Annotated in this window: 26 protein-coding genes and 1 tRNA gene; 12 read left to right on the forward strand and 15 right to left on the reverse strand. The window is 67.0% G+C overall.

The genetic code is table 11. From position 1 onward, the window contains the following. Window positions 1-135: 135 nt before the first annotated feature. A complete protein-coding gene (locus QF036_RS19335; protein ID WP_307104440.1) occupies window positions 136-543 on the reverse strand; it encodes a hypothetical protein in 408 nt (135 codons plus the stop codon). A 27-nt stretch (window positions 544-570) separates the two neighbouring features. On the opposite strand from QF036_RS19335, the gene QF036_RS19340 reads away from it, so the two are divergent. Then, complete coding sequence (locus QF036_RS19340) at window positions 571-1,479, forward strand: phospholipase D-like domain-containing protein (protein ID WP_307104442.1); 909 nt, start codon at window positions 571-573, stop codon at window positions 1,477-1,479. A gap of 193 nt (window positions 1,480-1,672) precedes the next feature. Continuing rightward, window positions 1,673-2,074 carry a methyltransferase family protein gene (locus QF036_RS19345; RefSeq protein WP_307104444.1) on the forward strand — a complete coding sequence of 134 codons (402 nt, stop codon included), beginning with the start codon at window positions 1,673-1,675 and terminating at the stop codon, window positions 2,072-2,074. Here the strand turns inward: QF036_RS19345 and QF036_RS19350 are convergent. The 8 genes from QF036_RS19350 to QF036_RS19385 form a co-directional block, all read right to left on the reverse strand. Beyond that, window positions 2,046-2,789 carry an SDR family oxidoreductase gene (locus QF036_RS19350; protein ID WP_307104446.1) on the reverse strand — a complete coding sequence of 248 codons (744 nt, stop codon included), beginning with the start codon at window positions 2,787-2,789 and terminating at the stop codon, window positions 2,046-2,048. The two genes, QF036_RS19345 and QF036_RS19350, sit on opposite strands and share 29 nt — an antisense overlap. A 10-nt stretch (window positions 2,790-2,799) precedes the next feature. Continuing rightward, the gene (locus QF036_RS19355; protein ID WP_307104449.1) at window positions 2,800-4,215 is read right to left on the reverse strand and encodes a glycosyltransferase 87 family protein; all 1,416 of its coding nucleotides are present in this window, start codon (window positions 4,213-4,215) and stop codon (window positions 2,800-2,802) included. Window positions 4,216-4,304: 89 nt separating this feature from the next. Next, entirely contained in the window at window positions 4,305-5,762 is a 1,458-nt protein-coding gene (locus QF036_RS19360) for an MFS transporter (protein WP_307104451.1), read from the reverse strand. Next, window positions 5,759-6,268, reverse strand: a complete 510-nt coding sequence (locus tag QF036_RS19365; protein WP_307104453.1) for a winged helix-turn-helix transcriptional regulator — start codon at window positions 6,266-6,268, stop codon at window positions 5,759-5,761. The genes QF036_RS19360 and QF036_RS19365 overlap by 4 nt, the downstream gene beginning before the upstream one ends. Further along, complete coding sequence (locus tag QF036_RS19370; protein ID WP_307104455.1) at window positions 6,156-7,667, reverse strand: glycosyltransferase family 87 protein; 1,512 nt, start codon at window positions 7,665-7,667, stop codon at window positions 6,156-6,158. The genes QF036_RS19365 and QF036_RS19370 overlap by 113 nt, the downstream gene beginning before the upstream one ends. Next, the gene (locus QF036_RS19375; RefSeq protein ID WP_307104457.1) at window positions 7,664-8,827 is read right to left on the reverse strand and encodes a cystathionine gamma-synthase; all 1,164 of its coding nucleotides are present in this window, start codon (window positions 8,825-8,827) and stop codon (window positions 7,664-7,666) included. Before QF036_RS19375 ends, QF036_RS19370 begins: the two co-directional genes overlap by 4 nt. Window positions 8,828-8,940: 113 nt before the next feature. Continuing rightward, window positions 8,941-10,326 (reverse strand): cystathionine beta-synthase, encoded by a 1,386-nt coding sequence (locus tag QF036_RS19380; protein ID WP_307104459.1) that lies wholly within the window; start codon window positions 10,324-10,326, stop codon window positions 8,941-8,943. Window positions 10,327-10,378: 52 nt separating this feature from the next. Beyond that, window positions 10,379-10,783: a VOC family protein gene (locus QF036_RS19385; protein WP_003804272.1), complete on the reverse strand. Its 405-nt coding sequence runs from the start codon at window positions 10,781-10,783 to the stop codon at window positions 10,379-10,381. A 152-nt stretch (window positions 10,784-10,935) separates the two neighbouring features. Between QF036_RS19385 and QF036_RS19390 the strand changes: the two genes are divergently transcribed. Beyond that, a complete protein-coding gene (locus QF036_RS19390) occupies window positions 10,936-11,946 on the forward strand; it encodes a DNA-3-methyladenine glycosylase family protein (RefSeq protein ID WP_307104461.1) in 1,011 nt (336 codons plus the stop codon). Between the two features lie 134 nt (window positions 11,947-12,080). Here the strand turns inward: QF036_RS19390 and QF036_RS19395 are convergent, their stop codons facing one another. Then, window positions 12,081-13,754 (reverse strand): AMP-binding protein, encoded by a 1,674-nt coding sequence (locus QF036_RS19395; protein ID WP_307104464.1) that lies wholly within the window; start codon window positions 13,752-13,754, stop codon window positions 12,081-12,083. Between the two features lie 103 nt (window positions 13,755-13,857). On the opposite strand from QF036_RS19395, the gene QF036_RS19400 reads away from it, so the two are divergent. After that, window positions 13,858-14,136: a putative quinol monooxygenase gene (locus QF036_RS19400; RefSeq protein ID WP_307104466.1), complete on the forward strand. Its 279-nt coding sequence runs from the start codon at window positions 13,858-13,860 to the stop codon at window positions 14,134-14,136. Between the two features lie 113 nt (window positions 14,137-14,249). Here QF036_RS19400 and QF036_RS19405 read toward each other — a convergent pair whose 3' ends face one another. Beyond that, window positions 14,250-14,684: a thioredoxin family protein gene (locus QF036_RS19405; RefSeq protein WP_003804265.1), complete on the reverse strand. Its 435-nt coding sequence runs from the start codon at window positions 14,682-14,684 to the stop codon at window positions 14,250-14,252. A 402-nt stretch (window positions 14,685-15,086) separates the two neighbouring features. Here QF036_RS19405 and QF036_RS19410 point away from each other — a divergent pair, with 402 nt between their 5' ends. The 3 genes from QF036_RS19410 (at window position 15,087) to QF036_RS19420 (ending at window position 18,739) form a co-directional block, all read left to right on the forward strand. Further along, window positions 15,087-16,136: a LysM peptidoglycan-binding domain-containing protein gene (locus QF036_RS19410; RefSeq protein ID WP_307104468.1), complete on the forward strand. Its 1,050-nt coding sequence runs from the start codon at window positions 15,087-15,089 to the stop codon at window positions 16,134-16,136. Between the two features lie 296 nt (window positions 16,137-16,432). Next, a complete protein-coding gene (locus tag QF036_RS19415; RefSeq protein ID WP_307104470.1) occupies window positions 16,433-17,302 on the forward strand; it encodes a metallophosphoesterase family protein in 870 nt (289 codons plus the stop codon). 222 nt (window positions 17,303-17,524) lie between these two features. Further along, window positions 17,525-18,739: an IS481 family transposase gene (locus tag QF036_RS19420; RefSeq protein ID WP_307104472.1), complete on the forward strand. Its 1,215-nt coding sequence runs from the start codon at window positions 17,525-17,527 to the stop codon at window positions 18,737-18,739. 25 nt (window positions 18,740-18,764) lie between these two features. On the opposite strand, the gene QF036_RS19425 is transcribed toward QF036_RS19420, so the two are convergent. Together QF036_RS19425 and QF036_RS19430 are read right to left on the reverse strand one after the other, a co-directional pair. After that, window positions 18,765-18,846, reverse strand: a tRNA-Tyr gene (locus QF036_RS19425). Between the two features lie 115 nt (window positions 18,847-18,961). Further along, a complete protein-coding gene (locus QF036_RS19430) occupies window positions 18,962-19,216 on the reverse strand; it encodes a hypothetical protein (RefSeq protein ID WP_003804258.1) in 255 nt (84 codons plus the stop codon). 196 nt (window positions 19,217-19,412) lie between these two features. On the opposite strand from QF036_RS19430, the gene QF036_RS19435 reads away from it, so the two are divergent. Together QF036_RS19435 and QF036_RS19440 are read left to right on the forward strand one after the other, a co-directional pair. Next, window positions 19,413-19,904, forward strand: coding sequence for a YajQ family cyclic di-GMP-binding protein (locus tag QF036_RS19435; RefSeq protein ID WP_003804256.1), 492 nt, complete (start codon window positions 19,413-19,415; stop codon window positions 19,902-19,904). 157 nt (window positions 19,905-20,061) lie between these two features. After that, window positions 20,062-20,520, forward strand: a complete 459-nt coding sequence (locus QF036_RS19440) for a GNAT family N-acetyltransferase (RefSeq protein WP_307104475.1) — start codon at window positions 20,062-20,064, stop codon at window positions 20,518-20,520. Between the two features lie 124 nt (window positions 20,521-20,644). Here the strand turns inward: QF036_RS19440 and htpX are convergent, their stop codons facing one another. After that, the gene (gene htpX / locus QF036_RS19445; protein WP_307104477.1) at window positions 20,645-21,514 is read right to left on the reverse strand and encodes a zinc metalloprotease HtpX; all 870 of its coding nucleotides are present in this window, start codon (window positions 21,512-21,514) and stop codon (window positions 20,645-20,647) included. Between the two features lie 40 nt (window positions 21,515-21,554). Then, a complete protein-coding gene (locus QF036_RS19450) occupies window positions 21,555-22,826 on the reverse strand; it encodes an MFS transporter (protein WP_307104479.1) in 1,272 nt (423 codons plus the stop codon). A 76-nt stretch (window positions 22,827-22,902) separates the two neighbouring features. On the opposite strand from QF036_RS19450, the gene QF036_RS19455 reads away from it, so the two are divergent. The 3 genes from QF036_RS19455 to QF036_RS19465 all read left to right on the forward strand — a co-directional run bounded on the left by QF036_RS19455 (window position 22,903) and on the right by QF036_RS19465 (window position 26,255). Next, complete coding sequence (locus QF036_RS19455) at window positions 22,903-23,376, forward strand: Fur family transcriptional regulator (protein ID WP_307104481.1); 474 nt, start codon at window positions 22,903-22,905, stop codon at window positions 23,374-23,376. Window positions 23,377-23,394: 18 nt separating this feature from the next. After that, the gene (locus QF036_RS19460) at window positions 23,395-24,876 is read left to right on the forward strand and encodes a catalase (RefSeq protein WP_307104483.1); all 1,482 of its coding nucleotides are present in this window, start codon (window positions 23,395-23,397) and stop codon (window positions 24,874-24,876) included. A gap of 152 nt (window positions 24,877-25,028) precedes the next feature. After that, window positions 25,029-26,255, forward strand: a complete 1,227-nt coding sequence (locus QF036_RS19465) for a polysaccharide pyruvyl transferase family protein (RefSeq protein WP_307104485.1) — start codon at window positions 25,029-25,031, stop codon at window positions 26,253-26,255. The last annotated feature ends 4 nt before the right edge of the window (window positions 26,256-26,259 follow it).

Here is a 26,259-nt window from a genome sequence, read left to right on the forward strand (position 1 = left end):
ACCTACTTCGCGCGGCTGCATGAGGAGCTGTCGGCTCTGCAAGCGGGAGACCGTGTGTGGTTCACTGACTGGCGTGGCGATTCCGACGAGCGGCTGACGGCGGAGGGACCGACGATCGGTGAGTTGCTGGCGCGGTTAGCCAAAGCGGGAGTGGAAGTGCGCGGCCTGATTTGGAGATCCCACGGAGAGCGCGTGTCTGCCCCGATGAGTTGGCGGTCCAACGAGCTCCTCAGCCGTCAGGTCAACGATGCCGGCGGCGAGGTTCTGTTGGATCAGCGTGTACGCCTCTTCGGCTGCCATCACCAGAAATTGGTGGTCATCCGCCGGCGTGACGACCCTTCGCGGGACGTCGCCTTCGTGGGCGGAATCGACCTTTCGCACAGCCGCCGGGACGATGCCGATCACGGGGGCGACCCGCAGGCGGTGACCATGGATTCCCGGTACGGGAAACGACCACCGTGGCACGATGCCGCACTCGAGCTGCGTGGCCCGGTTGTGGCAGATGTGCTGGAATTGTTCGCTGAACGGTGGAATGACCCCCATCCCTTGGACCATCGCACACCTTACCGGATGCTGCTGCAGCGTCTGGCCGATATGCCCCGGCACCCGGAACCGCTCCCGGCCACTGCGCCGCCACCGCCACCTGCGGGACCTCATGCCGTGCAGCTGCTGCGCACCTACGGCATGAAGCACCCGCCGTTCCCCTTCGCGCCAAGCGGTGAGCGGAGCATCGCCCGGGCCTACACGAAAGCCTTCTCCCAGGCCCAATCGCTGATCTACATCGAGGACCAGTACCTGTGGTCGGAAGAGGTCGCAGCTGGAATCGCAGCGGCCCTCGAACGTAACCCCGAGTTGAATGTGATCGCCGTCGTGCCCCGCTACCCGGACTCTGACGGTGTTCTCGGAGGGCCGCCCAAGCGGGTCGGGCAGATGCGTGCCATCAGCAGGATGTGCCAAGTTGCGCCCGACAGGGTGGGGGTCTTTGATCTGGAGAACAGCGCCGGAACTCCGATCTATGTCCATGCCAAGATCTGCATCATCGATGACATCTGGTTCACCTGCGGATCGGACAACTTCAACCGTCGGTCCTGGACCACCGACAGCGAGCTCACCTGCGCCGTGTTCGACACTTCTGCCAGTCATGGGGAACCGCCCGCCGCAGACACGGGCGCCGTCGGTTCCCGGCCGCTGGCCTACAGGCTGCGGCTCCAACTCTGGGCCGAACACCTTGGCCTGGACCAGAATGACCCTCAGCTCCACTCCCCGGCTGCCGGGCTCAAACTCTGGAACGCCGCCGCCGACGCTCTGGACCAGTGGCATAAAACCGGCCGCCACTCGCTCCGTCCCAAGGGACATGTGCGGCACCACACTACAGAACCCGTACCGCCCCTTCAGCGTCTCTGGGCGGACGCAGCAAACCGACTTGTAGTGGACCCGGACGGGCGCCCCCGCCGGATGCGCGGCACCAGCCCGTTCTAGGCGAGCAAGTAGGCCGCCGCGAGGGCCTCGCCGGCACAGGGCGCCGAACCGCCTGGATCTCGACAAGCTCGACCAGCGGGGTGCGGCCCCCTTGCCCCCCACCCGGCACCGCTGGTTGAGCGGTGGGCCCACGCCGGCAGGGTCCCCTGGCCGAGCTTGCGAGGTCAGGGTGCCGATGGGGAAAATGGCCAGCATGGCACACCCGGCAGATACGAGTCGTGAGAGGAAACGGGCAGCCGTTGGCACGGCGGTGTTCGCCCTGGCCCCTGCGACGGTGGCGGGCCTGGTTCCCTGGCTGCTGACGCGCTGGGAAGTGCCGCGCCCGGTGCCGGGCGGCGTGGTGGCCCAAGTGACTGGCGCACTCCTCATGGGGGCGGGTGCCTCGGTAATTGCCAACTCCTTTGTGCGGTTTGCGGTTGAAGGCGTGGGAACGCCGACGCCCTTCGCTCCGCCAAAGCACCTGGTGGTCAGCGGGCTGTACCGCTACGTCCGGAATCCCATGTACGTTTCCATCGCCGCTAAACACGCCGCGGTGAACCGGCCCCGTGAATGGGTGCGCCGGCACGTCAGGCGGAGAACCCGCCGTCGGCCTTGATGAGCTGACCCGACACCCAGCGGCCGCCCGGGGACAGCAGGAAAGCCACCGTTCCCGCCACGTCCGCGGGGGTGCCCAGCCTGCCGCCGGGCTGGTGCCGGGACAGCCCTTCGCGGGTTTCGTCATCCATCCAGCCGGTGTCTACGGGACCGGGATTCAGCACATTGGCGCTGATGCCCTGCGGCCCGAGTTCCCGAGCTGCGGCGATCACGATCCGGTCCAGTGCCCCTTTGGACGCGCCGTACGGCAGGTTGAACGCTGTGTGGTCACTGGTCAGCGCAACGATCGCGCCGCCGTCGTCCGTTGCCTGCTGCGCGAAGGCACGGATCAGCTGCCAGCTGGCCCGGGTGTTCACGGCGAAATGCCGCTCGAAGCTTTCAAGGGTGGTGTCCAGGATGCCCGAGTCCACGGCTTCGGCGTGGCTGAGCACCATCCCGTGCAGCGTCCCTGCCTGCGAGGCTACCTCTGCCATGAGCCGGTCCACTGCGCCGGGGTCCTGAAAGTCGGCGGGCAGCGCCACCACCTTGGAGCCGATGGCCTTCAGTTCCGCGGTGAGCCGGCCGACGTCGTCCGGCTGGATTCCCCAGGGCATGCGGGCGTCGTAGTCCTGCCAGTAGGTCAGGACCAGGTCCCAGCCGTCCGCGGCCAGCTGGCGGGCGATCCCCGCGCCGATTCCGGCGAGGCGCCCGACGCCGGTGACCAGTGCGGTGCTCATAGTGCGGTGCTCATTCCGCCAGCTCCGCCACGTCGTCGCGCCGAAGGACCACGAGCCAGCACACCATGATGGCGAGCGCGCAGAACACCCCCGCGCTGGACGCCATGATCCACGGCACCGGTGTCTGAAGGTCAAGGTTGCCGGCGCCCAGGGCCGTGCCGATGGTCTTCGGCGAGAACAGGAAAACCACCGTGGACACGCCCAGGACGGCTCCCATCACCCAGCGCGACAGCCGGTGCCGCTGCGGCATTTCGCGCAGCGTCCACGCGAAGGCCGGAAGCACTGCCGCCATCCAGACCCAGTGGTGCGACCACGAGACGGGGCTGACCAGGAGCATGGTGAGTGCTGTGGCGGAAATGGCCACCACCCTGGCGCCCTGGCTGCTGGCGGTCCGGATGACGGCCGCGCCCAGACCCGCAACAAGCAGGCCCAGGAGCAGCCAGGGCACGGTCACGGCGTCCGCCGGAACCCCGAAGTGGAGCAGGGCGCCCTTGATGGAGAGGTTGTCCACGTAGCCGGCGCCGCCGATCCGGGACGTGTCGGGAAGAATTTCCAGCCAGAAGCTGAGGGACTCGGCCGGGCGGAGCACCCAGCCGAGCAGCACGGTGAAGGCAAAGCCGGCGCCCATGTTCAGCAGTCCGCGCCAGTCCTTGCGCACCAGGAAATACAGGCCGAAGACCAGGGGCGTGAGCTTGATGCCGGCTGCCATGCCCACCAGGAAGCCGCTGCCGGGGACGCCATTCCGCCAATGCGGGCTGCGGGACAGCAGGTCCGCCGTCATCAGTCCCAGCAGCAGGATGTTGATCTGGCCGAAGACCAGGGTTTCGCGCCACGGGCCCAGGTTCAGGACAGCCAGGAAAAGCACGACGGCGCCGAGCCGGTTCAGCGCGGACCGGAAGGTCGGGGCGGCAAAGGTGCTGCGCCAGCTGGGTTTGCTGTTCCAGTAGCGGACGCCGAGCGCCGCCACCCAGGCGGCCACTGCCACGCCGGCGGCGTTGAACAGCAGCAGCGCGGTGGCCTGCGGCAGGTTGGCGAGCAGGCTGAAAAGGAGTGCCGCGAACGGCGGGTAGGTGAAGGGCAGTTCCGGCCCGCCTGCCCAGTTCACCGTGGGCTGGTAGAGGCCCGACGGCGACAGGCCGGCGTCGTTGAGGATCTTGCCGCCGTACCAATAGACGCTAAAGTCCAGGCCTTTGTCGCCCCAGGCGTCCAGCCGGGATGCGACAAAGATCCCGGCGCCGAGCACGGCCAGCAGGAACACCAGCTCGACGGCGGCCACCGCGGGCCATGGCCGGCGGAGCCGGAGACCCGAAAGCAGCCGGAGACCCGAAGGCAGCCGTGGTGCCGCCGCCTGATCCGCTGTCTGATCGGGTCCTTCGGCACTCCCGGCAGGTCTGTCGTTCTTTGTTCGGGCAGTAAGCAGTGCCATGCAATGTCCCCCAGCTGTAGTCCGGCAGTGTGCGCCTCCGGGACGCGTAGCGCGTTCTGCCGCAAGAGCCGCGCCCGAGGGCGTCCCGCTCAGTCTACTGAAGCGACTGCCACTGCTGCGGGCTTTCGTCGTCCGGCGTCCTTGCGGATGGTGGCGCTGATGACCGCGGCGATGGTGCACATCGCGGCGGCGCCCAGCCACGCATACGTGTAGTGGCCGGTGGCGTCGCGGATGGCCCCGGCGGCCAGGGCGGCTGCGGCGGCGCCCAGCTGGTGCGCCGCGAACACCCAGCCGAACACCACGCTGCCGTCGGCGCCGAACACCTGGCGGCAGATCGCGGCGGTGGGCGGAACCGTGGCCACCCAGTCCAGTCCGTAGATCACGACGAACACGATCATGCTGGGCTGGACCGAGGAGCCCAGCAGCAGCGGCAGCACCAGGAGCCCGATCCCGCGGAACTGGTAGTACACGGCCAGCAGGATCCGAGGGTTGAACCGGTCGGTCAGCCAGCCGGAGGCGATGGTGCCCAGGATGTCGAAGATTCCGACGACGGCGAGCAGGCCGGCCGCGGTGGTTTCCGGCATGCCGTGGTCGTGGGCGGACGGGATGAAGTGGGTGCCGATGAGTCCGTTCGTCGTGGCGCCGCAGATGGCGAACCCGGCGGCGAGCGCCCAGAATGTGCGCACCCTGCTGGCGCGCTTGAGGACCTGCAGCGCCCGCACGGCGGCGTTGCGGCGCGGTTCTAAGGCCTCCCCGGAACCGGCGCTCCTGTTCGCGGCCCCGGCAGGGGCGGCCTCCGTCTTCGCGTCGGCGGCGGGTTCGTCTGCCCCGTAAGGCAACGCCCCGACGTCGGCCGGTGAGTTTTTCAGGAACTTCAGCACCAGCGGAACCACGGCCAAGGCTCCGGCGGCGATGAGCAGCGACGCCTGCCGCCATCCCGGGTCCTGGGCGAGCATCGCGATGAACGGCAGGAAGACCAGCTGGCCGGCGGCGCTGCCTGCGGTCAGGATGCCGATCACCAGGCCCCGGCTCTTGGTGAACCAGGTGTTGGCGATGGTCGCCGCGAACACCAGCGCCATGGAGCCCGTGCCCAGTCCGATCAGCAGGCCCCAGGTGAGAAGGATCTGCCAGGACTGGTTGACCAGCACGGTCAGGGCGCTGCCGGCGCCGATCAGTCCGAGGGCGACGGCAGTGACGGCCCGGATGCCGAACCGTTCCATGAGGGCCGCGGCGAACGGAGCCGTGAGGCCGAACAGCACCAGGTTGATGCTTACCGCGGACGACAGCACCGTGGTGGACCAACCGAACTCCTGCTGCAGCGGCACCATCAGCACGCCGGGCGCGGCACGGAACCCGGCGGCACCCACGAGCGCCAGGAACGCCACCGCCGCCACGGCCCACGCCGGATGAAGGCGCCGCAGTTTCTTCGGCCGCTCCTCGGGATTCTTGGGCCCCGCTTCTGGAGTTTTTGTACAGATATCGGCCTCTAAGGCCCCTTCAGGGCGCGATATCTGTACAAAAACTCCGGGGTCCTCGGGGGTGGTCATGCGGCTGTTCCTTCTTCTCCGCCGCCTCGAACGCGGGTGGCCGGTTTGTCGGTTGGCTTTTGGGCAGTTGCCAGCGGGAGCGGTGCGCTGCTGCGGGTCAGGCTGTGCCAGCTGGTGTTCTCCGCGGTGAGGCGTTCCCCGCATTCGGTGCAGGTGTCCGCCGAGCCCGTGCGCTGCCCGCACGTGGCGTGGATGACGTACATGTGGGCCTGCTCCGACGGCGCCTGCAGATGCTTTTCGGACCAGATCACGACGGCGTTGAGCACCGGCAGGGCGTCCTCGCCCTTGGCGGTGAGGACGTATTCCTGCCGGGTACGTCCGCCGTCGTCGTAGGGCTGCTTGGCCAGCAGGCCGGACTCCACCAGGGAGGCAAGCCGTCGGGTGAGGACGGAGTCAGCCACCTGGAGTCGTGTTTTCATCGCGTCGAAGCGGCCGTTGCCGAAGAAGACCTCGCGGAGGACCAGCATGCCCCAGGGATCGCCGAAAATGTCCAGGCCGCGGGCCATGCTGCAGTTGCGCTGGGACCAGTCGGAGCGGAGAGCCATGCTGCGACCATAGCTGACTTTCTTGAAGAAAGCTAGCCCAGCGGTGCTCCCCGATCCCCGTCCGCGAGGGCCGGTACGCGGCGGCCCAATAGACCAGGAGCGCCACACCGCACACCACGCCCAGGCTGGAGACCATCAGCGGCCACTGCGTCTGTGGGTTCACGCCCCACACCTCGGCCCCGGCGGCCATGGCGAGGTCCTTGGGTGCGAGGTAGAAGGCCACGGCCGAGGCCGACACCACCATCCAGCCGCCCAGCCGCATCATGCCGGTCCGGGAGGGAACGCGGTGCATGGCGAAGGCCATGGACGGCAGTGCCACCGCGATCCACACCCAGTGATGGGACCACGAGACGGGGCTGACCAGGAGCATGAGCACTGCGGTCGCGGACACGGCCACGAAGTTTTCCTCCACGGCCACCGCCCACCTGATCACAAGCGCAGTGAGTCCGGCCAGGGCCAACGCGAGCACGAGCCAGAGCAGGCTGGTGGATCCCGAGTCCGGCAGTCCGACGTGGAGCAGCAGCCCCTTCAGCGACAGGTTGTCCACGTACCCCGGATCGCCGATGCGTCCGGTGTTGGGCAGGATTTTGGTCCAGAACGTCACGGACGCCTGCGGCAGGGCGGCCCATGCCACGGCGACGGAGCCGAGGAACCCGGCCGCCATCCAGCCCAGGGCCTTGAAGTCGCGGCGCACCAGGAAGTACAGACCGAATGCGAGCGGTGTCAGCTTGATCCCGGCAGCGACGCCGATCAGCAGGCCGGCCGGCCAGCGGATCTCACCTGCCCGGGCTTTTCCGTGCAGGGCGAAGTCGGCCAGTATCAGGCCCATCAGGATGATGTTGATCTGCCCGAAGACGAAGGTGTCACGCCACGGTCCCAGCAGCACGATGGCCCCGGTCCCGGCCAGCGCGACTGTCCGGAACCGCCAGTCCGCGAAGGCGTCCCGCCAGCGGGTCATTGCGAAGTAGTGCCGGGCGAGCCACGCCGAAACCACCGCGGCCCCGCCGAGCGCGGCCCAGATGAAGAGCTGCCCGCTTTGGCCCAGGCTCATGGTGGCCAGGCCGGCGAACAGCAGCGCGGCAAACGGCGGATAGGTGAACGGCAGGCCGTCCCGGGGCGCGTACAGTTCGCTGATGCCGGCCTCGCCGGTCTGCAGCACCCTGGTGCCGCCGTAGTAGTAGACCTCGAAGTCGTTCATGACCGGGGCGTACCCGGCATACAGCCACGCCAGGGCGAGGACGACGGCGGCAGCACCGCCCGCCGTCGCGAGCCAGCCAAGGACTTGCCGGCGCGCTTTGCCCGGACTGCCGGTCTCCTGCCGGGTGCCGGCCCCTTCCTGCGTCTGCGGGGAGGCCGTCACTGGATGTGCGTGAAGGCTTGCTCGAGGTCGGCGATGAGGTCCTCGACGTCCTCGATGCCGCAGGAGAGCCGGATCAGGTTCACGGGGACGGCCAGTTCGGTGCCCTTGACCGAGGCGTGGGTCATCTCCGAGGGGTAGTTCATCAGCGATTCGATGCCGCCCAGCGATTCAGCCAGGGTGAAGACCGACGTCGATTCGGCCACCTTGCGTGCAGCGGCCTCGCCGCCCTTGAACTGCACCGAGATCATGCCGCCGAACTTCTTCATCTGCTTCCTGGCCAGCTCGTGGCCGGGGTGCGAGGGCAGGCCCGGGTACAGGACCGCTTCCACCTCCGGCCGCTCGAGGAGCCATTCGGCCACGGCCTGGGCGTTGTCGCTGTGCCGGTCCATGCGCACGCCCAGGGTTTTGAGCCCGCGCGTGGTGAGGAACGCGTCCATCGGGCCGGAGACGGCACCCACGGCGAACTGCACGAAGCCGATCTTCTCGGCCAGGCCGGCGTCCTTGACCACGATCGCACCGCCCACCACGTCGGAATGGCCGCCGATGTACTTGGTGGTGGAGTGGACCACGACATCGGCACCCAGGTCGAGCGGGGTCTGCAGGTAGGGCGACGCGAAGGTGTTGTCGACGATCAGGAGGGCCCCGGCGTCGTGCGCCACCTTGGCGAGTGCCTCGATGTCGGTGATCTTCATCATCGGGTTGGACGGTGTTTCCACCCAGACGAAGCGGGTCTTGTTGGCAGCAACCGCAGTCTGAACGGCATCGAGATCGGACATGTCGACGGGGGTGTTGCCGATACCCCACTCGCCCAGCACGCGGCTGATCAGCCGGTAGGTTCCGCCGTAGGCGTCGTTGCCGAGCACGATGTGGTCGCCGGGCCGCATCAGGGCGCGGATGAGCGAGTCCTCGGCCGCGAGTCCCGAGCTGAAGGAGTAGGCGTGGGTGCCGCCCTCGAGCGCTGCGAGCTGTTCCTGCAGGGCATCACGGGTGGGGTTCCCGCCGCGGCCGTATTCGTAGCCGTCGCGCAGCCCGCCGATGCCGTCCTGGGCGTAGGTGGAGCTGAAGTGCAGTGGCGGAACCACGGCGCCGGTGCGCGGCTCGAAGGCTTGGCCGGCGTGCACGGCGCGGGTGTTGAATCCTTGGTTCTCAGAGACAGGCATGGGGATTTCCTTTCGGCTTGAAACCGCTGATTGAGCGTGAAACTGCTGATCGAGCTTGAAAACCGCTGATCGAGCCTGTCGAGATCCAGGTTTCGACAGGCTCAACCACCGGGTCAGTTGCTGAGGTAGGCGAGGAGGTCGTGGCGGGTCAGGATGCCGATGGGGGCGCCGACGAAGGTCACCATCACGGTGTCGACGTCGGAGAGCAGCTCGCGGGCGGCGGAGATGGTTTCGAGCGAGCCGATCACCGGCAGCTTCTCCCCCATGTGCTCGGCGATCTTGTCCGTCAGTTTGGCCTCGCCACGGAAGAGCCTGGCGGTCAGGGTCCGTTCGTCCACCGCGCCGAGCACTTCGCCCATCACCACGGGCGGCTCCTGGGAGAGCACGGGGATGTGGCTGACGCCGAACTCGTTCATGATGTTGATGACGTCGCGGACGGTTTCATTGGGGTGGATGTGCACCAGGTCAGGCAGCTCGCCCGTCTTGAACTTGAGGACCTCGCCCACGGATGCTTCCTCACCGCCGGAGAGGAAGCCGTAGGAACGCATCCACTGGTCGTTGAAGATCTTGCCGAGGTAGCCGCGGCCCGAGTCAGGCAGGATCACCACAACCACCGCGTCCTCGGGGAGGTCCCGGGCGGTGCGCAGGGCAGCCACCACGGCCATGCCGGAGGAGCCGCCCACCAGCAGGCCCTCCTCGCGGGCAAGCCGCCGGGTCATCTCAAAGGAGTCGGCGTCGCTGACGGCGAGGACCTGGTCCGGGACCGATTTGTCGTAGTTGGCGGGCCACATGTCCTCGCCCACGCCTTCAACGAAGTACGGGCGCCCGGTGCCGCCTGAGTAGACAGAGCCTTCGGGATCGGCCCCGATGATCCTGACCCGGCCGCCGTCGGACTCCGGACGGTCCGCCGACACCTCCTTGAGGTAGCGGCCGGTGCCGGTGATCGTGCCGCCGGTGCCGGCGCCGATGACGCAGTGCGTCACCTTGCCGTCGGTGTCCCGCCAGATCTCGGGGCCGGTGGTCTCGTAGTGGCTCCGCGGTGCCGCGGGGTTGGAGAACTGGTCCGGCTTGTACGCGCCTGGGATCTCGGTGACCAGGCGGTCGGACACGCCGTAGTAGCTCTGCGGGCTATCAGGTTCGACGGCGGTGGGCGTCACCACCACTTCGGCGCCGTAGGCCTCCAGGACTGCGCGTTTGTCCTCGCCCACCTTGTCCGGGACCACGAAGATGCACTTGTAGCCCTTTTGCTGCGCCACCAGGGCAAGGCCCACGCCGGTGTTCCCGGAGGTGGGCTCGATGATGGTGCCGCCGGGCTTGAGCTTGCCGTCGCGCTCGGCTTCCTCGACCATCTTCGCGGCGATCCGGTCCTTGATGGATCCGCCCGGGTTCACGTATTCCAGCTTCACCAGGACGGTGGCCTTGATGCCCTCGGTGACGTGGTTGAGCTTGATGAGCGGGGTGTTGCCGATGAGGTCCAGGACAGACTGGGCGTACTTCATGGGTACCAACTTACAGTCTTGGACCGCGGGACCTGCGCGGATCCGCGCCCGGTCAGCCGGTAGCACCGCCGGCATCAGCGGGAAGGTTCTCCCACAGCCCCAGGATGTTGCCCTCGGTGTCCTTGAAGTACGCGTAGTGGCCCATGCCCGGGATGGTCTCCTTCGGCTTCACCACGGAACCGCCCAACTGCTCGACCGTGCGCAGCGTCGCGTCGATGTCCTCAACGTCCACGGTAATGACGGGCGATGTCAGCTCCCCGTCCCTGGCCATCATGCCGCCGTTGATGGCGCCCGGCTCTGTGGGCCTGCCGCTCTTTTCGTCCATCGGCGTGGTAATCACCACGTTGTAGTCCATCTCCGGCATGGGGTCGATCCGCCAGCCGAGGGCCTGATTGTAGAAGTTCCTGGCCCGGTCCTGGTCGTCCGCCGGGATTTCGAAATGCACTACTCCACCCATTGCGCTCACCTGCAACTCTAAGAAAGTAGCGCGGCCGACCCGCGCCACACAGGGGATTGTAGTCCTGCCGCAGGCGCGGGATAAGGGTCCCGGAAAAAGGCTGCCGGCGGCCCGGCGGCAGGTTTGTCAGCGCGGCGTGGGACGATGTTTGCATGACCATTGCTGACGCCCCTGCCCGGCTGGCAGCCGCGGCGGACGCGTCCCTCAGGTGGCATCCGGGCGGCCCGTATGACCTGCACCGGACCCTGGGCATCCTGATGCGCGGCAACGGCGACCCCTCCTTCTCCTCGCGGCCGGACGGGCTGTGGATGGCGTTCACGACGCCGGAGGGCCCGGTGACGCTGCGGCTCACCGTGACGGATGACCGCGCCGGTGGCAGGCCCGGGGACCTGGCCGCCGTTGTCCCCTGCGTCGATGCCCAGGCCTGGGGCCCCGGGTCAGGTGCCGCCCTCGCAGTCGTGCCGCGGCTCCTCGGCGAGGCTGATGACTGGTCGGCGTTTGACGAGCCTTCGTTCGCAGCGACGCTCCCCCACATGGTCCGTGAAGCCCGGCGCCGGAACCCCGACGTCCGTCTTCCTTCCACCGGACGGATGGTTGACTCGCTCGTGCCCACCATTCTGGAGCAGAAGGTCACCGTCATTGAGGCGCGGCGGGGTTTCCGCTACCTGATGTACCGGCACGGAACGCCCGCCCCCGGCACCGGCACCATCGCGCCTCCCGGGCTGCTGGTCCGGCCCACCGCCGAGGGGTGGCTCCGCATTCCGTCTTGGGAGTGGCACAAGGCGGGGGTCGGCCCGCAGCGCTCGGCGACAGTCATGCGCGCCCTGCGCTCCGCCGTCGCGCTTGAACGGCTGGCTTCCCTCCCCGCGGCGGAAGCAGCCGCCAAGATGCAGACCATCCCGGGAATCGGGATGTGGACGGCCGCCGAGGTGGTGCAGCGGACGCACGGCTGCCCCGACTCCATCGCGGTGGGCGATTACCATCTGGCCGCATACGTCGGCGCGGCGCTGACCGGACGGCGGACGGACGATGCCGGCATGCTGGCGCTGCTGGAACCGTGGACAGGGCACCGGCAGCGGGTGGTCCGCATGCTCGGCCTGAGCGGCTTCCGGAAGCCCACCTTCGGTCCGCGGATGACCATCCAGGACCACCGCGGCCACTGAATCCGCTCCACAAACTGAGCGCGAACGGACATTTAAGCCCCGGCTGCGGGGCACAAGTGTGCGTTCGCGCTCAGCTGCCGGGCCGCAAGTGTGCGTTCGCGCTCAGCTGCCGGGCCGCAAGTGTGCGTTCGCGCTCAGAGGCCCAGCCGGGCGACGGCTTCCTCGCGCATCTCCACCTTGCGGACCTTCCCGGACACCGTCATGGGGAAGCTGTCGCGGACGTCGACGTAGCGGGGCACCTTGTAGTGAGCCAGCTTGCCGCGGCAGAACTCGGCCACCGCCGCCGCGTCCAGCGGTTCGGCCCCGGGCTTGAGGATGATGCAGGCCATGAGCTCCTCGCCGTATCTGGCATCGGGCACCCCGATCACCTGCACATCCTGGATGGACGGATGCGTGTAGAGGAACTCCTCGATCTCGCGCGGGTAGATGTTCTCGCCGCCGCGGATCACCATGTCCTTCATTCGGCCCTCGATCACCACGTACCCGTCGTCGTCCATGCGTGCCAGGTCGCCGGTGTGCATCCAGCCGTCCGCGTCGATGGCCTCGGCAGTCTTGTCCGGCTGGTTCCAGTACCCCTGCATGACTGCGTAGCCGCGGGTGCACAGTTCACCGATTTCGCCGCGCTCCACCACTTCCCCGGCCAGGTCCACGATCTTGCTTTCCAGCCGCGGCATGGTGCGCCCCACGGTTTCCGTCCGCTGCTGCAGCGTGTCCCCGGCGCGGGTCATGGTGGACACGGGCGACGTCTCGGTCATGCCGTAGCAGATGGCCACGTCCTTCATGTTCATCTCGGAAATCACCCGGTTCATCACCTCGATGGGGCACAGCGAGCCGGCCATCACGCCGGTGCGGAGGGTGGAGAGGTCGTACGAGGCGAAGTCGGGCAGCGCGAGCTCGGCGATGAACATGGTGGGAACCCCGTACAGGGAGGTGCCGCCGAAATCCTGCACCGCCTCCAGTGCGGCGGCCGGCGTGAACCCGCGTCCCGGGATGATCGTCGCGGCACCGTGGCTCAGCGCGTTCAGGTTGCCGATCACCATCCCGAAGCAGTGGTAGAACGGCACCGGAATCACCACCCGGTCGCGCTCGGTGTAGTTGAGCAGCTCGCCAATGGAGTACCCGTTGTTGAGAATGTTGTGGTGCGTGAGCGTGGCGCCCTTGGGGAAGCCCGTGGTTCCGGACGTGTACTGCAGGTTGATGGGATCGTGCGGGTCGAGGCCCGCCATGCGGGCCTTCAGTTCGGAATGCCCGACGGCGTCCGCCCGCTTGAGCAGCTCAGCGTACGTCAGCTCCTGCTCACCCAACGGGACTCCGGCGTCGAGCCCTTCCATATCGAAGTCCGGCAGGAACACAAGCTCACGGAGGTCGGGGCAACCGGCGAGCGTCTGGCGTGCCATTCCCACGTAGTCGCTGTTCCGGTCCGACGGCGCCGTGACCAGCGTCCGCATGCCGTTCTGCTTCACCACGAACTCCAGCTCGTGGCTGCGGTAGGACGGATTCACGTTGACCAGGACCGCCCCGATCTTCGCCGTGGCGTACTGCAGGATGGTCCATTCCGCGCAGTTCGGGCTCCAGATGCCGACCCGCTCCCCCTTCGCGACGCCCAGGGCGAGGAGTGCGCGGGCCAGGCGGTCGACGTCGTCGTTCAGTTTGGTGTAGCTCCACCGGCGGGCGTCCGCCCCCGGCACGGCGGCGGCCTCGATCAGCGCGTCATGCAGGGGGAACTGCGCCACCACGCGCTCAAAGTTCTCGCCGATGGTTTCCTCGAGCAGGGGGACGTCCGCGTCCCCGGCGGTGTAAGCGCGCATGATGGCACGCTATCAAGCAGCCCGGTGCTAGAGAAGCAATACGGCCGACCGGTTCGGTGTAACAGGTCCGGGCACGCCGTTGGGGGCCGGTATTGTGAAATCCATGAGTGCACCCATCGACCTGCAGGCCACGTTCATCCCCAACGACGGCGAGTTCTACCGTGTGAAGCTCGCCCTGGAAATCGCCATTGACGAGGTAGTCAACGAGCCCGGCTGCATCCGCTACGAGCTCACCGAGGCGACGGAGGAGAAGCTGGTCCTGACCGAGCGGTGGGAGTCGGAAGAGGCCCTCGACGCGCACTCCAAGGGCATCGCCCTGCAGGACCTGAATGAATCCCTCAGCGCCCTCCTGGCCGAACCGGTCCAGGTGGAACGCCTCTAGTCCCCCACACCAAAACGACGTGGACCCACACCCGCAGGTTTCCCTGGCGGCGTGGGCCCACGTTGCTGTTTAAGGAGCGCTTGGATTAACGAGCGCTTGGAAGTCAGCGGTCTTTAGAAGTCGGGGATCTGCGAGCCGTCCTGGGGCCCGGCAGTTTTGGCGCTGTTGCCCGCCGCTGCGGCGGCCTCGGCCTGGGAGCGGGCCACGTGCGCGTGGACTTCCTCCATGTCGAGCGCCTTGACGGCGTCGATGACCTGCTCGAGCTGCGGGGCGGCCAGCGCACCCGGCTGCGAGAAGACGAGCACCTTCTCGCGGAATGCCATCAGCGTGGGAATCGAGGAGATGCCCGCCTCCGCTGCCAGCTGCTGCTCCGCCTCGGTGTCCACCTTCGCGAAGACGACGTCCGGGTGCTTCTCAGACACGGCGGAGTACGTGGGAGCAAACTGGCGGCACGGGCCACACCATTCAGCCCAGAAGTCCACCAGGACAATGTCGTTGCCCTCGATGGTCGATGCGAACTGTTCACCTGTGATGTCGACGGTAGCCATGGTTTAACCGTACGCGAGGCGTGTCCGTAAGTCCCGCGGGCGGGAGCCATGTTCGCTCCCCGCGTCACCGGGAATATTCTGGGCCCGCGACTCGGGCTCAGGCGTCCGGGGCAGCCTGCGCTCCCGGGCGCTTCCCGCAAAACCTGCGGCTAATGCGGCAAAACAAGTGCCCTCTCTTGGAAAAACAGGTATTCCCTACTCGTGCGGGGCCCTGCCGTGCTTCCTACACTCGAATCAGGGCTGGGGCCGGCACGTTAGCGAGCAGCGTGCACCACTCATGAATAGCGGTCATGCGCCCCATATGCCCCGCTTCCGCCCTTGGGCCCGAGCGCCTCCTGTGTCTGCGCGTCACCGTCCGCCGCGCACCCGGAAACCCGCCTGCGCACGAAGCAAAGGTCGGCCATGAACCAACAGGAGACGCCAGATCCCCAGAACACGTCTGGCCCCGACAACGATCAGCGGCGCCTTCCATCGGCGCTGAGCACACCGGAGCCGGAAAGCTTCGTCAGCCCTGTCCGGGGCCGGCATGCGCCGCTGGCCGGGAGGCCCGCTGCCCGGCTGCTGCTCATTTCCGCTGCAGTGTCCGCCGCGCTGTTGGCGGCGTCGGCGGGCGTCAGTGCGCTGGTGGCGTCCGACGGCGGGAGCCCGGCTGCCGCCGTCGGCCAGCCGGCCGCCGTCGAACAGCCGGCGCTCGCGACGTCGTCCGCGGCAGCCGCCGCACCGGCCGCCAGCGTGCCGGCTGCCAGCGTGCCGGCCAGGGCCGTGGCCGCGGCACCCGCCACCACAGCGCAGGCAAAAGCACCTTCGAAGCCAGCTGCCAAGCCGCCAACCAAGGCGACAGTAAAGGCACCCCTGAAAACCGCAACCGTCCGCAAGGTTGCGCCGGCCCCTGCGCCCAAGCCCACCACCTACCGGGTGGTTGCCGGCGACACGGTCAGCTCCATCGCGGCACGCTTCAGCGTCAGCACCGGCGGTGTGCTGGCAGCCAACGGCCTTGGCCCCAGCTCCGTCATTGTTCCGGGCCAGGTGCTCAAGCTCAGCGGCCCCGCGGTGTCAGCACCCGCACCGGCTCCCGCTCTGGCTCCAGCGCCCGCACCCGTTCCTGCACCGGCACCGGCTCCTGCCGTGAGGACCATTTATGTGGCTGGCGCCGGCGGCCAGGCGATGGTGGACAGCTGCATCGGGCCCATCCACTTCACGCCCACCGACGGATACTCGCTCTTCATCACCGAGCACGACTTCTGTGGCGGCTGGGCCCGGTTCTCAGGAATCGGCGTCGGCGAGCGCGTGGACCTCCCGGGCTACGGCTCGTACCGGGTCTCGGCCCGGGGCCAGGTGCCGAACCCCGGCACCACCAACGACGTCGCTGCGGTGTTCGGCGGGTTCCCCCGGGCAGTCCTGCAAACCTGCATTCCGGGCACCACCCAGATGCTTGTCATCGCGCTCAACTGACCGCGCCGACGACTCCGTGCCCCAAGCCCGGCCGGGAGTTGCTCTACACTCGAAGGCAGACCCACCGGGCGTAACCTCAGCAGCACACATCGCACCCCAATGACGGGAGGCACCCCATGCGCCGCAATCGTCTTATCGCTGGAACGTCCGTTTTCCTCCTGGGCGTCGCTGGTCTGTGGGCCGTGTCCCTCGCTATCGGCGGTGGTAGCAACGTTGAGGGAGTGCCACAACCAACTGCGACTCAGGCTGGGCCACGCCCACCGTTACCCACCGAGACCGCCTTACATTCCGGTGACGTGAGGATCGCCGCTGTCGGTGACATGAACGGCGAGAAGTCGCTTGCACCGGATAGCCCGTCCGGGCGGAACGGTGCGGCGATCACTGCGCTCGTGCAGAACAAGCAGATTGACGCGTTCCTGGGGCTCGGGGACTTCCAGTACGACACGCCGTACTGCGCTGACTACGTGAAGTACTGGACGCCGCTTTGGGGTGGCACGAAACCCAAATTGTACTGGGTGTCCGCACCCAACCATGACTGGCAACCCGGACGGAACGAAGACCTCGACAACTTTATGAACGGCCAATGCCCGGGCGCCCCCGCGAAGGCTGCAATCAACCAGCAGCGTGGGTTCATCAGGAACGGGCAACCGTACTCGAAGGACTTCGGGAACTGGCACTTCGCGTTCCTGTCGTCCGCGCAGTGGCGGTACAGCCCGACACAGGCTCGGACGTTGACGACGTGGCTGGACGACGACCTCGCTGCCGCGCGGGCCGCGGGTAAGCACCTGGCGGTCGTGCACCACGACCCGTACTTCACGTCGGACACCGACGGACATAGCCGGTCCGCTGACCTCAAACCGTGGATCGACGTGATGTGGAAGCACCGGGTGCGACTCACCCTGTCAGGCTCACAACACAACTACGAACGCTCATGTCCGGTCAACAACGCTGACCAGTGCGTCAGTGACGGGATGACTGCGTTCCAGGTTTCCACGGGAGGTATCGGTCTCCGATCCTTCACTAGCAGTCCGTCGTACATCGTGAAGCGGTTCAGCGACACTCACGGCTTCCTAAGGATGACACTCCGCGCCAACGGGTCTTTCGACTGGAACTTCGTTCCAACGTCCGGGTCTGGCACGGACGCAGGCACGCATCCTGCACCGTAGTAAGAGCCGCAAAGACCGCCGCCTTCTTCTTCCTCCCGTTGGAGGGCATGAAAAAACCCGCCTTCCTACCTTTCAGTAGGTCAGACGGGTTTTTCCGTGGGTGGCAGATGAGGTGTCTAGTTTCACGACATAGTTGACGCATGAGTCGGGACATCGTTGACAGGTGATGCTTGTCCGGTGAGTCGGGACATCGTTGACACTTTGGTGTTGCTTGGATGGCTCATGTCGAAGCAGAAAGTCATCGTCCTGGCGGTCACGGTCCAAGGGTTATCGGTCAGCGAGACCGCGCGCAGGTACGGGGTGAGCCGTCAATGGGTTCATGAACTCCTCGATCGCCACCGCGCCGGCGGACTCCCGGCCGTCGAACCCCGATCGCGGCGCCCGAAGAGCAATCCCCGCGCTACCGGGGCCGGTATCGCCGAACGCATTCTCGGGCTGCGCAACGAACTGACCGCGGCCGGCCTCGACGCCGGCCCGGTCACGATCGCCTGGCACCTCGAACGCGAAAATCTGCGGGCGCCCTCGACCTCGACGATCCGCCGGATCCTGCACGCCGCAGGCCTGATCACCCCGGAGCCGAAGAAGCGGCCCAAAGCCTCGCTGCACCGCTTCGAAGCGCACCAGCCCAACGAAACCTGGCAGTCCGACTTCACCCACTGGGCCCTGGCCGACGGCACCGACACCGAGATCCTGAACTTCCTCGATGACCACTCCCGCTACCTGCTCGCCTGCACCGCCTACCGGCCGGTGACCGTCAGCGCCGTGGTGGCGACCTTCCTCTCCTGCGCCGCCGAGTACGGACTCCCGGCCTCGACCCTGACGGACAACGGCATGGTCTACACGACCCGCCTCGCCGGTGGCAAAGGCGGACGGAACGCCTTCGAACACCAGCTCCACGCCCTGGGCATCACGCAAAAGAACGGCTCCCCGAACCACCCGCAGACCCGGGGAAAGATCGAACGGTTCCACCAGACCCTCAAACGCTGGCTGACCGGGCAGCCCCGCGCCCACACCCTCCAGGACCTCAACGAACAGCTGGGAAAGTTCCGGCACATCTACAACCACGAACGCCCGCACCGGGCCCTGGACCGGAGCACCCCGGCCGACGCTTACACCGCAACACCCAAAGCCGCCCCCGCGGTCGCCAGGCAAGGCGATCACTGGCGCCAGCGCATCGATCGAGTGGACCGGTTCGGGAAACTCACCCTCCGCCACGCCGGCCGGCTCCATCACATCGGCATCGGCCGCGTCCACGCCGGCAAACACGTCCTGATGCTCATCCACGACACCGACGTCACCATCAGCGACACCGCCACCGGCGAGATCATCCGGGAGCTCACCATCGACCCAACCCGGGACTACCAGCCCAGACAAAGAAAAACACCCCGGTCCGAAGACCGGGGTGTTTTTGTCAATGATGACTCGACTCATCCGTAAAGGATGTCTCGACTCATCACATGGGTGGCAGATGAGGGATTCGAACCCCCGTAGGCGTTGCCAGCTGATTTACAGTCAGCCCCCTTTGGCCGCTCGGGTAATCTGCCGAACTTCAAAAGAAGATCACCACGGCTTTGTTTCCATCACCGCGGCAAGACAACCTTACAGAACTTCTGCCGAAGAATAAAATCGGGGATCCGCAGTCCGAAAATCCGCGGAAAATCAGGCTTCGCCAAGGATCCGGCCGGCCAGCTTGGCCTCAAACCGCAGCGCCTGCTCCTCGGTGATCTGGTTGAGCTGCACTGCCCGCTGGAGATCCGCCTGCACTCCTTCCAGCCGGGTCGAGGCGTCAGCGACGGGGCTGAGAATGATGGATGCCGCCACGGCAGCGGCGGCCACGGATGAGGCGGCGGTGGCGATGGTCCCGGCGGCTGCGGCGGTGGACCTGGTGACGTAGCGGACGGCCTTATGGGTCATTGCTTTCCTTCCGAGCGGCTTCCAACTGCTACAACTGTGGGCGCCGAAACTTCGTTCCCGCCATGACTCGGCTATGAGTGAACTGTGAATGGCGCCCACCTTCACATCCTTGCCATCCGTACTACGCTGGAATCCAGATATCCACACCCGCCTGAGCCTCCCGCCCGGGCGACGCATGCACCAGCAAAGGAGAGTCATGGCAGGCGAGTCCACATTCGACGTCGTAAGCAAGGTAGACAAGCAGGAGGTGGCCAACGCGCTGAACCAGGCGCAGAAGGAACTCGCCCAGCGGTACGACTTCAAGGGCGTCGGCGCCGAGGTCGACTTCAGCGGCGAAAAGATCCTGATGAAGGCGAACTCAGAGGAGCGCGTCCTGGCAGTCCTCGACGTGCTGCAGTCCAAGCTCATCCGCCGCGGCATCTCACTCAAGTCCCTGGACACCGGCGAGCCCTACGCATCCGGCAAGGAATACCGGCTGGAGGCCTCTATCAAGGAAGGCATCGCACAGGACCTCGCCAAGAAGATCAACAAGCTCATCCGTGACGAGGCCCCGAAGTCCGTCAAGTCCCAGATCCAGGGCGATGAACTCCGCGTCACGTCCAAGTCCCGCGACGATCTGCAGGCCACCATGGCACTGCTGAAGGACTTCGACGAGGCAGACCTGCAGTTCGTCAACTTCCGCAGCTAGGAAACTTCCGCCGCTCCCGCCGAGCGCCGACCGCACACGTGGCGACGCGGAAACGGTCTGGCGACGCGCAAACGGGCTGCCGACACTGGAATTCCGGTGTCGGCAGCCTGTTAGCGCGTCATGGGTAACTTTCTGTGTCGCAACGAAAGGACAGAGCATGAAGTTCGCGGTCACCCCTGAGCCGTGGGACGCCGAGGACGGGGCGAGGCTCCGCAGCATGCAGCGGAGTGAACTGGATGCACGCTACGGCAGCGATGACCACGAGCCGGGTTCCGCGCCCAGCGCCGAGGACATCACCGTGTTCCTGGTGGCCCGGAACCACGAAGGGACGGCCGTTGCCTGCGGCGCCCTGCGCAGGCTGGACGCCGCATCCGCGGAGATCAAGAGGATGTTCGTGCTGCCCCACCACCGCGGAAGCGGAGCCGCAACGGCGGTTCTCCGAAGCCTGGAAGCCGAGGCCGCCCGCCTGGGCCTGAGCGAGCTCAAACTGGAAACCGGCACAGCCCAGCCCGACGCCATACGTTTCTACGAGCGCGAGGGCTACCGCCTGATCGACAACTTCGGGCCCTACGCGGGCGAGCCGCTGTCCGTCTGCTACGCCCGCTCGCTGGTCTGATGACGCGCAATTGATCACGCAACGCGCAAATTTCCGCTCGCTACGGGTATTTCGGCCGCGCCGGGCATTATGCGCGTCGCAGGGTGCGGTGCGCGTCGCAGAGCAGGGCTTACGACGGCGGCCGTCAGCTGAGCGGCCGGCCAGCCATCCGCTCGAGGCGGCTGATGCGGTCCTGCATCGGCGGGTGCGTTGCGAACAGCTTGCTGAGCCCGCCGCCGCGGAACGGGTTGGCGATCATCAGGTGCGAGGCGTTGACCAGCCGCTGGTCCGGCGGGAGCGGTGCAGCCTGGACGCCCTGGTGGATCTTGCGCAGGGCGGAGGCGAGTGCCAGCGGATCGCCGGTGAGCTGCGAACCATCCTCGTCGGCGTCGTACTCCCGGGTACGGGAGATGGCAACCTGGATCAGTGAGGCTGCCAGCGGTGCCAGCAGCGCCATGGCGATGAGGGCCAGCGGGTTTGAATTGCGCCTGTCCCCGCCGCCAAAGAACAGCAGCATCTGCCCCACCGAGGTGATGACCCCGGCAACGGCCGCGGCCACGGACGAGGTCAGGATGTCGCGGTTGTAGACGTGCATGAGCTCGTGTCCGAGGACACCCCGCAGTTCCCGCGGTGTGAGGAGCTGCAGGATCCCCTCCGTGCAGCAGACGGCCGCGTTCTGCGGGTTCCGCCCGGTGGCGAAGGCGTTGGGCGCCATGGTGGGTGAGACGTAAATCCGCGGCATCGGCTGGCTGGCGCGGGCGGAGAGCTCCCCGACCATCTGGTACAGCTGCGGTGCCTGGGCTTCGGTGACGGGGTAGGCCTGCATGGAGCGGAGCGCGATCTTGTCGCTGTTCCAGTAGCCGTAGGCCGTGGTCCCGACGCCGATCAGCGCCATGATCAGGATCGGGGCCGAGCTGCGGGTATTGGCGGCAATGAGGGCGCCCAGGCCCAGCAGGATCGCCCACAGCACGCCGAAGAGCGCCGCCGTTTTCAGTCCGTTGTGGTGTTGGTGCAATTTTTCCTCCACAGCTCAGAAGTCGGAACCGGCACCGCCGCTACGGAACGGGATTCCGCGCGTCGTACTTCAGGAAACCGGATTGCCACCGCGCCACCATCCAGGCCACCACGATGCACAGGGTGCCGCCCAGCAGCAGGACCCAGCCCTCACTCAGAATTTTAGTGCCGACGCCTGCCAGCATGTCACCGAGCCGCGGCCCTCCGGCGACCACCACGATGAAGACGCCCTGAAGCCGGCCGCGCAGGTGGTCGGGGGTGGCGGCCTGCAGGATGGTGGTGCGGAAGACGGCACTCACCGAGTCTGCAATGCCCGCCAGGCCGCAGCATATCGCCGCCGGAACCAGCCAGAAGGTCACGCCGCCGGAGCCGGACCGCCCGGCCAGCACCACCACGAGGCCGAACGCTGCAAAAGAAGCGCCCCAGCCCATGACCGACCAGGCCACCGCACTCCCCTGCCGCCGCACCGCGCCGAGCGGTCCGGAAAACAGGCCGGCGAGGAAGGCGCCCACCGCGACGGACGCCAGCAGGATGCCCACCGTGGCTTCCCCGCCGCCGATCATGAGGGCCCCGATGGCCGGCAGCAGTGCACGCGGCTGGGCGAGGATCATCGCGATGAGGTCGAGGATGAACGTCATCCGCAGGTTGGGCCGGGTGCCCAGGAACCGGAAGCCCTCCACGACTGACCGCACCCCGGCCCGGCCCGCCGCCTCGCCGGGCGGCATGGGGGGAAGTTTCAGCAGGGCCCAGAAGGCAAAGACGAAGCTGACCACGTCCAGCGTGTACGTCCACCCGAAGCCGACGCTGGCCACCAGGACACCGGCGAGCAGCGGCCCCGCCGTCATGGACAGCCCGAACGTCACCATGTTCAGTGCGTTGGCGGCCGGCAGGAGCTCTTTCCGCAGCAGCGCGGGAATGATGGCGCTGCGGGCAGGCTGGTTGATCGCCTGGGCACCGCTTTGCACGGCCACGAGGGCGTACAGCAGCCACACATTGCCCACCTGCAGCCACGCCTGAAGGGCGAGCCCGCCGGTGGTCAGCCACAGCACCGCGGACGACAGAAGCGCCACCGTCCGGCGGTCATGGGAGTCGGCGATGGATCCGCCGAGCAGGCCGCCCAGCACCAGCGGCACCAGGGCAAAGATGCTGAGCAGCCCGACGTACAGGCTGTCCTGGGTGAGCCGGTATACCTCCAGGCCCACCGCCACGAGGGTGAGCTGGCTGCCCACATTGGAGACCGCCGACCCCAGCCAAAGCCGCCTGAAATCTGGGCTCTCGCGCAGCGGAGTGATGTCAGCCAGAAGTTTTCCCACCCGGCAACTCTAGCCTCAGCAGGAACTTAGTCTCGCCTTATTGTGATCTAGTCAAAATAAGTGTTTCAATGGACTCATGACCGATCACCCGGAAAGCCACGAAGCATGGGCCGCGGCCCTGCGCGCCCACGGCCGCCGGGTGACCAAGCAGCGGCTGGCGGTCCTGGCCGCCGTCGAGCATCACCCGCACTCCCCGGCGGAAAACATCCTTGCGGCTGCCCGCGAGGAACTGCCGGAACTGACGGCGCAGTCCGTGTACGTGGTGTTGGGCGATCTCACTGACCTGCAGATGCTGCGCAGATTCGAACCTCCGCATTCCCCGGCGCTGTATGAGACGCGGGTGGGCGACAACCACCACCACGCGATCTGCATCAGCTGCGGGCGGGTGGAGGACGTCGACTGCGCTGTCGGCCATGCCCCGTGCCTGACCCCGCACTGGAACGAGGATTCCCACCCCATGACCATCCAGATCGCGGATGTCATGTACCAGGGGATCTGCGGAGAGTGCCAGCGGGCCCAAAAACTTCCTGCAAACGTAAATGACAAGTAATTAAGAAATAGGAGAACAATGACTGCAATTTCGACGACCCAGTCAGGTGCCCCGGTTACGTCCGACGCCCATTCCAAGGCTGTCGGCGCTGACGGCGCCATCATCCTCACGGACCACTACCTCGTGGAGAAGCTCGCCCAGTTCAACCGCGAGCGGGTTCCGGAGCGTGTGGTGCACGCCAAGGGCGGCGGCGCATTCGGCACGTTCAAGGCCACCGAGGACATCTCCAAGTACACCAAGGCAGCGTTCCTGCAGCCCGGCGTGGAGACCGAGATGCTGATCCGTTTCTCCTCCGTCGCGGGCGAGAACGGTTCCCCCGACACCTGGCGGGACCCCCGCGGGTTCGCGGTGAAGTTCTACACGTCCGAGGGCAACTACGACCTCGTGGGCAACAACACCCCGGTGTTCTTCATCCGCGACGGCATCAAGTTCCCGGACTTCATCCACTCCCAGAAGCGCCTGCCCGGCACGCACCTGCGTGACGCCGACATGCAGTGGGACTTCTGGACCCTGTCGCCCGAGTCCGCCCACCAGGTCACCTGGCTGATGGGTGACCGCGGCCTGCCCGCCTCCTGGCGCGAAATGCAGGGCTACGGCTCGCACACCTACCAGTGGATCAACGCCGAAGGCGAGCGCTTCTGGGTCAAGTACCACTTCAAGTCCAACCAGGGCGTGAAGTCCATGACCAGCGAGCAGGCCGAGCAGCTGGCCGGCTCGGATGCGGACTTCTACATCCGCGACCTGTCCGAGAACATTGAAGCCGGCAACTTCCCGTCCTGGGACCTGCACGTGCAGGTCATGCCGTACGAGGATGCCAAGACCTACCGCTTCAACCCGTTCGACCTGACCAAGGTGTGGCCGCACGCGGACTACCCGCTGATCAAGGTGGGCACCATGGAACTGAACCGGAACCCGGAGAACTACTTCGCGCAGATCGAACAGGCCACCTTCGCGCCGTCGAACTTCGTGCCCGGCATCGCCGCGTCCCCGGACAAGATGCTGCAGGCCCGCATCTTCTCCTACGCGGACGCACACCGCTACCGCGTTGGCACCAACCACGCCCAGATCCCGGTGAACCAGCCCAAGAACCAGGTCAACAACTACAGCCAGGACGGCGCAGGACGCTTCCTGTTCAACGCTCCTTCCGTGCCGGTCTACGCACCGAACACGCTGGGTGGCCCGGCTGCGGTTGAGCCGGCTGTTGCCGGCGGCGGCTGGGAGAACGACGGCGAGCTGACGCACGCCGCGCACTCCCTGCACGCCGAGGACGGCGACTTCGTCCAGGCCGGCACGCTGTACCGCGAGGTCTACAACGACGGCGAAAAGGCCCGCTTCCTGGACACCATCACCGGTGCAGTGGGCGGCGTGAAGCGCGCCGACATCAAGGAACGCGCCATCCAGTACTGGACCTACGTCGACGCCGAACTCGGCGCCAAGCTCCGCGCAAACCTCGGCGCAGCACCGCTCTCCGACGCTGAAGCCGCCAACAAGATCGGCTAACAGCACCAGATAGCAACAGGAACCCTGCCACGGCACAGTGACCCGTTCACGGCCGCGGCGGGGTTTCCTGCGTCTTGGCAACGCAGGCTGAGCCGGCCCCGGCCCCGGCGCCGAGGCCGGCTTCCCCGCTGCAGGACGATATAGTCATCAGCATGCAGTCGGGTCCCATTTATCTGATCGGCCCTTCGGGCAACCCCAATTTTGGCGACGAGTTCATCGCCGCCGCATGGCTGAAATACCTTGCCGAAGTGCGGCCGGACGCCGACGTCTGGCTCGACTGCCCGCAGCCGGGCCTGGCGCAGGTCCTTTTCGATGGACTGCACCCGCGCCTGCGCGTCACCAACACCGTGTGGCGGCTGGTGCACGAGACCGCTGAACTGCCACTGGAGGACGCAGCGGAGATTATCAGGGCCCGCGTCACCGGCCTGGGCTCCCCCTCCTACGATCTAGGCCTCCTCAAGCTGCGGGAAGCCGAGTCCCTGCACCTCATCGGCGGCGGCTTCATCAATGAGAACTGGTCCCACCACGTCGGACTCGTAGTGGCGATGCGTGCCGTGCACGGGATGACGGGCGCCCGCCTCATCGCTACCGGCCAGGGACTCATGCCCGCACTGACCTCTGCCCCGGCCGAATTGCCCCTGTTCCAGGACTTTGCGCACGCGGCGGCCCGGGACGAAGCCGGCGCGGTGGCCTACGGGATCACCCAGGAGCTGGACGACGCCTTCCTGGGCGTCACCGCTGAATTGGCGCGTTCCACCGCCGAACCCGGCCTCTACGTCTGCATCCAAAGCGACACTGCCGATCCGGAGCGGTTCGGAACGGCCGTGGATCTGGCGAGGGCCGCCGTCGAAAAGGCCGTGGCCGGCGGAACCAAGGCCTTTTACGTGGAAGCCATCCCTGGCGCCGACCGCGTCGCCTACGAACAGCTGGCGGACCTCATTCCGGAAGAACGGTTCCTGCCGTTCCTGCACATCTGGGCCCACGGCCTTCCGCTGTCCGCCGACCAGACATGGGTAACCAGCCGCTTCCACTTCCACCTGCTGGCAGCGTCGGCAGGGGCCCGCGGCCTCGCCGTCGGTATGAAGAAGGGGTACTACGACGTCAAGCACGAGTCGCTGGCCTCACTGGGCAGCGGCTGGTCGCTCGCGCTGGATGGTGAGGACCCCGGAATCCCTGAGAGCCGGGGTTCGCTGCGCGACGAGCTGCCGGCCCTTATCGCACGCAAGCGTGCCGAGGCGGATAAAATCTATCCGCCGCTGCCGGGCCAGTCCGCGTCCGAGACGCCGGGACCCCCGACGGCCGGGTCGCTTAAGGCCAGGCTGTTTAACAAGGCACTCGCGGCACCGCGGCGTAACAAGATTCGGCCCGGAGCGCTCTGAACCC

It is taken from the genome of Arthrobacter globiformis, assembly GCF_030817195.1.
GTDB lineage: Bacteria > Actinomycetota > Actinomycetes > Actinomycetales > Micrococcaceae > Arthrobacter > Arthrobacter globiformis_D.

Bases quoted from the DNA above. Each gene is read 5' to 3' on its own strand.
- QF036_RS19345 (WP_307104444.1), top strand. From the start codon at position 1,673: ATGGCACACCCGGCAGATACGAGTCGTGAGAGGAAACGGGCAGCCGTT.
- QF036_RS19420 (WP_307104472.1), top strand. From the start codon at position 17,525: ATGTCGAAGCAGAAAGTCATCGTCCTGGCGGTCACGGTCCAAGGGTTA.
- QF036_RS19360 (WP_307104451.1), bottom strand. From the start codon at position 5,762: ATGACCACCCCCGAGGACCCCGGAGTTTTTGTACAGATATCGCGCCCT.
- QF036_RS19335 (WP_307104440.1), bottom strand. From the start codon at position 543: ATGGGGGTCATTCCACCGTTCAGCGAACAATTCCAGCACATCTGCCAC.
- QF036_RS19380 (WP_307104459.1), bottom strand. From the start codon at position 10,326: ATGAAGTACGCCCAGTCTGTCCTGGACCTCATCGGCAACACCCCGCTC.
- QF036_RS19405 (WP_003804265.1), bottom strand. From the start codon at position 14,684: ATGGCTACCGTCGACATCACAGGTGAACAGTTCGCATCGACCATCGAG.
- QF036_RS19385 (WP_003804272.1), bottom strand. From the start codon at position 10,783: ATGGGTGGAGTAGTGCATTTCGAAATCCCGGCGGACGACCAGGACCGG.
- QF036_RS19430 (WP_003804258.1), bottom strand. From the start codon at position 19,216: ATGACCCATAAGGCCGTCCGCTACGTCACCAGGTCCACCGCCGCAGCC.
- QF036_RS19395 (WP_307104464.1), bottom strand. From the start codon at position 13,754: ATGCGCGCTTACACCGCCGGGGACGCGGACGTCCCCCTGCTCGAGGAA.
- QF036_RS19350 (WP_307104446.1), bottom strand. From the start codon at position 2,789: ATGAGCACCGCACTGGTCACCGGCGTCGGGCGCCTCGCCGGAATCGGC.
- QF036_RS19455 (WP_307104481.1), top strand. From the start codon at position 22,903: ATGACCGATCACCCGGAAAGCCACGAAGCATGGGCCGCGGCCCTGCGC.
- QF036_RS19375 (WP_307104457.1), bottom strand. From the start codon at position 8,827: ATGCCTGTCTCTGAGAACCAAGGATTCAACACCCGCGCCGTGCACGCC.
- QF036_RS19365 (WP_307104453.1), bottom strand. From the start codon at position 6,268: ATGGCCCGCGGCCTGGACATTTTCGGCGATCCCTGGGGCATGCTGGTC.
- QF036_RS19390 (WP_307104461.1), top strand. From the start codon at position 10,936: ATGACCATTGCTGACGCCCCTGCCCGGCTGGCAGCCGCGGCGGACGCG.
- QF036_RS19460 (WP_307104483.1), top strand. From the start codon at position 23,395: ATGACTGCAATTTCGACGACCCAGTCAGGTGCCCCGGTTACGTCCGAC.
- QF036_RS19400 (WP_307104466.1), top strand. From the start codon at position 13,858: ATGAGTGCACCCATCGACCTGCAGGCCACGTTCATCCCCAACGACGGC.
- QF036_RS19410 (WP_307104468.1), top strand. From the start codon at position 15,087: ATGAACCAACAGGAGACGCCAGATCCCCAGAACACGTCTGGCCCCGAC.
- QF036_RS19465 (WP_307104485.1), top strand. From the start codon at position 25,029: ATGCAGTCGGGTCCCATTTATCTGATCGGCCCTTCGGGCAACCCCAAT.
- QF036_RS19435 (WP_003804256.1), top strand. From the start codon at position 19,413: ATGGCAGGCGAGTCCACATTCGACGTCGTAAGCAAGGTAGACAAGCAG.
- QF036_RS19340 (WP_307104442.1), top strand. From the start codon at position 571: ATGCTGCTGCAGCGTCTGGCCGATATGCCCCGGCACCCGGAACCGCTC.
- QF036_RS19355 (WP_307104449.1), bottom strand. From the start codon at position 4,215: ATGGCACTGCTTACTGCCCGAACAAAGAACGACAGACCTGCCGGGAGT.
- QF036_RS19440 (WP_307104475.1), top strand. From the start codon at position 20,062: ATGAAGTTCGCGGTCACCCCTGAGCCGTGGGACGCCGAGGACGGGGCG.